Below are 3,366 nucleotides of genomic sequence, written 5' to 3'. Positions count from 1 at the left end.
CTCGATCATTCCGCTGGGCGAAGGCCCGCAGACCATGGCCAACATTGGCCGGATCCGCGTGGTCGCCGCCGCCGACGAACGCCTGGAACGCGGCCTGGACGGGCTGATGCGCAACACCGACCCGCAGCAGCCGTTCGTGCAGGCCCAGGGCAAGTCGCTGGAAAGCGGCCAGCTGGAAGGCAGCAACGTGGATGCCGCCGGCGCGCTGGTGCAGATGATCCAGCTGCAACGCCAGTACGAAATGCAGGTGAAGGTGATCAAGCACGGCGACGACAACGCCCGCAGCGCCAACAGCCTGCTGCGCCTGGGCGGCTGATCGCCCCGGTGACGGCTTTCCGGCGCGGTTCTGGCACGCGCCATGCATTCGCTCCCTGTAACGGCCGCCGCATGCGGCCACCCGCAACAGACAAAGGAACATCGTCATGAACCAGGCATTGTGGATCGCCAAGACCGGACTGGATGCGCAGCAGACGCGCATGTCGGTGGTTTCCAACAACCTCGCCAACACCAACACCACCGGTTTCAAGCAGGACCGTGCCAGTTTCGAAGACCTGCTGTACCAGCAGGTGCGTCAGCCCGGCGGCGCCTCCTCGGCGCAGACCCAGCTGCCCACCGGCCTGCAGCTGGGCACCGGCGTGCGCGTGGTGGCCACCTCGAAGAACTTCGAGCAAGGCAGCCAGCAGCAGACCGGTCGCGCGCTGGACGTGATGGTCAACGGCCGCGGCTTCTTCGAAGTGCAGATGCCCGACGGTTCCTCGGCCTACACCCGTGACGGCTCGTTCCAGCGCAACCAGCAGGGCGAGCTGGTCACCAACAGCGGCTACCCGGTGCAGCCGGGCATCCAGATTCCCGAAGGCGCGCAGTCGCTCACGATCGGCACCGACGGCACCATCAGCGTGAAGATGGCCGACGACGCCGCCTCGGTGGAGATCGGCGCGCTGACCCTGACCGACTTCGTCAACCCGGCCGGCCTGCAGGCACGCGGTGAAAACCTGTTCCTGGAAACCACCGCTTCAGGCCCCGCACAGAACGGCAACCCCGGCCTGAACGGCCTGGGCGGCGTGGTACAGGGCGCGCTGGAAGGCAGCAACGTCAACGTGGTCGAAGAGCTGGTGTCGATGATCGAAACCCAGCGCGCCTACGAAATGAACGCCAAGGCGATCTCCACCACCGACGCGATGCTCGGTTACCTCAACCAGAACGTCTGATCGGCCGAACCGGAAGCACTGCCATGTCGCCCCTGCGCCCTACCCTTCGCCTGCTGCTTGCCAGCTCCGTGGTCGCCCTGCTCGGCGGCTGCGTCATCGCCGGCGATGTCCGGCCCTATCCCGCGATGGCGCCGATCACCCCGATCGTGGCGCCCACCGCGCAGGCCACCGCCGGTGCGATCTACGCCGCCGGCCCCGGCCTGCAGCTGTACTCGGACCGCCGCGCGCGTGACGTCGGCGACCTGCTGACCATCACCCTGACCGAAAGCACCACCGCGCAGACCACCGCCAACACCACCACGGCCAAGGAATCGGAGCTGAGCATCGGCACCCCGACCCTGTTCGGCGCACCGGTGACGCTGGGCGGCAAGGACATCCTGGCTGCCAGCGCGGCCGGTTCACGCGACTTCACCGGCAAGGGCACCAGCGCGCAGAGCAACCGCCTGCAGGGCAGCGTGACCGTCACGGTGGTGCAGCGCCTGCCCAACGGCAACCTGGTGGTCCAGGGTGCCAAGAACCTGCGCCTGAACCAGGGCGACGAGCTGGTGCAGGTGCAGGGCATCGTGCGCGCCGCGGACATCTTCCCCGACAACACCATTCCGTCCAGCCGCGTTGCCGATGCCCGCATCGTCTACGGCGGCCGCGGCCCGGTTGCCCAGTCCAATGCCATGGGCTGGCTGAGCCGCTTCTTCAACTCGGCGTTGACGCCGTTCTGAGCCTGACATGACCTCCTTCTTCTCCCTGTTCGGGCAGCGACGCATGACGTCGCTCTACGCGGCACAGCAGCGACGCGCGGCGTCGCTCTACCCGATGCGCGCGGTGCTGGCGCTGCTGGCCGTGTTCGCGGTGGTTGCCCCGGCGTCTGCCGAGCGCATCAAGGACCTGGCCCAGGTGGGCGGCGTGCGCACCAACGCGCTGGTGGGCTATGGCCTGGTGGTCGGCCTGGATGGCAGCGGCGACCGCACCAGCCAGGCGCCCTTCACCGTGCAGAGCCTGAAGAACCTGCTGGGCGAGCTGGGCGTCAACGTGCCGGCCAACGTCAACCCGCAGCTGAAGAACGTGGCCGCCGTGGCGATCCATGCCGAGCTGCCGCCGTTCGCCAAGCCGGGCCAGCCGATCGACATCACCGTGTCGTCGATCGGCAACGCGGTGTCGCTGCGCGGCGGCTCGCTGCTGATGGCCCCGCTGCGCGGTGCCGACGGCCAGGTCTACGCGATCGCCCAGGGCAACCTGGTGGTCGGCGGCTTCGGCGCGCAGGGCAAGGACGGCTCACGGGTGTCGGTGAACGTGCCCAGCGTGGGCCGCATTCCCAACGGTGCCACTGTCGAGCGCGCCCTGCCGGACGTGTTCAACGGCGGCGGCGACATCACCCTGAACCTGCACAAGAACGACTTCACCACGGTGTCGCGCATGGTCGCCGCACTCAACAACGCCTTCGGCGACGGCGCGGCGCGGGCGATCGACGGCGTGACAGTGTCGGTGCAGTCGCCCAGCGACCCGGGCGCGCGCATCGGCCTGCTGGCCCGCATCGAGAACCTGGAACTCACCCCCGGCAGTGCGCCGGCCAAGGTGGTGGTCAACGCGCGTACCGGCACGGTGGTGATCGGCGCGCAGGTGCGGGTGGGCGCGGCCGCCATTTCGCATGGCTCGCTGACCGTGACCATCAACGAAAACACCAACGTCAGCCAGCCCAACGCGTTCGGCAATGGCCAGACCGTGGCCACGCCGCAGTCCACCATCACCGCCACCAACGATGGCAGCCGCATGTTCAAGTTCACCGGCGGCACCACGCTGGACGAGATCGTGCACGCGGTCAACGCGGTGGGCGCGGCCCCCGGCGACCTGATCGCCATCCTGGAAGCCCTCAAGCAGGCCGGCGCGCTGAGCGCCGAACTCGAGGTGATCTGACATGCGCATCAATCCCGCACTGGAACTCAATCCGGCCCAGGCCAACAGCCCGGCCAAGGTCGACAAGGTGGCGCGCCAGCTGGAAGGCCAGTTCGCGCAGATGCTGGTCAAGAGCATGCGCGATGCCAGCTTCGGCGATTCGCTGTTTCCCGCCGAAAACACCATGTTCCGCGAGATGTACGACAAGAAGATCGCCGAGGCGATGACCCGTGGCCGCGGCCTGGGGCTGTCGGCGATGATCACCCGGCAG

Annotated in this window: 5 protein-coding genes; all 5 read left to right on the top strand. The window is 68.2% G+C overall.

The window, feature by feature from the left end:
* A partial coding sequence (locus tag DBR34_RS23470) for a flagellar basal body rod C-terminal domain-containing protein (RefSeq protein ID WP_308812559.1) occupies positions 1 to 316 on the top strand: 316 nt, incomplete at its 5' end.
* Positions 317 to 422: 106 nt separating this feature from the next.
* A complete protein-coding gene (gene flgG, locus DBR34_RS16255; RefSeq protein ID WP_038688435.1) occupies positions 423 to 1,208 on the top strand; it encodes a flagellar basal-body rod protein FlgG in 786 nt (261 codons plus the stop codon).
* Positions 1,209 to 1,231: 23 nt separating this feature from the next.
* On the top strand, positions 1,232 to 1,924 hold the full coding sequence (gene flgH, locus DBR34_RS16250) for a flagellar basal body L-ring protein FlgH (RefSeq protein ID WP_128097571.1): 693 nt from the start codon (positions 1,232 to 1,234) through the stop codon (positions 1,922 to 1,924).
* A gap of 94 nt (positions 1,925 to 2,018) precedes the next feature.
* On the top strand, positions 2,019 to 3,116 hold the full coding sequence (locus DBR34_RS16245; protein ID WP_181394039.1) for a flagellar basal body P-ring protein FlgI: 1,098 nt from the start codon (positions 2,019 to 2,021) through the stop codon (positions 3,114 to 3,116).
* Position 3,117: 1 nt separating this feature from the next.
* A partial coding sequence (locus DBR34_RS23465) for a rod-binding protein (RefSeq protein WP_258224015.1) occupies positions 3,118 to 3,366 on the top strand: 249 nt, incomplete at its 3' end.

Source organism: Stenotrophomonas sp. HMWF003 (assembly GCF_003061285.1).
GTDB classification, from domain to species: domain Bacteria; phylum Pseudomonadota; class Gammaproteobacteria; order Xanthomonadales; family Xanthomonadaceae; genus Stenotrophomonas; species Stenotrophomonas maltophilia_AP.
Note: the sequence above shows the minus strand (reverse complement) of the source record. Positions and strands in the feature narration are given on the sequence as shown.

What these genes read in the sequence shown, in the direction of transcription:
- flgH (WP_128097571.1), top strand. Translation starts at nt 1,232, where the DNA reads ATGTCGCCCCTGCGCCCTACCCTTCGCCTGCTGCTTGCCAGCTCCGTG.
- DBR34_RS16245 (WP_181394039.1), top strand. Translation starts at nt 2,019, where the DNA reads ATGCGCGCGGTGCTGGCGCTGCTGGCCGTGTTCGCGGTGGTTGCCCCG.
- flgG (WP_038688435.1), top strand. Translation starts at nt 423, where the DNA reads ATGAACCAGGCATTGTGGATCGCCAAGACCGGACTGGATGCGCAGCAG.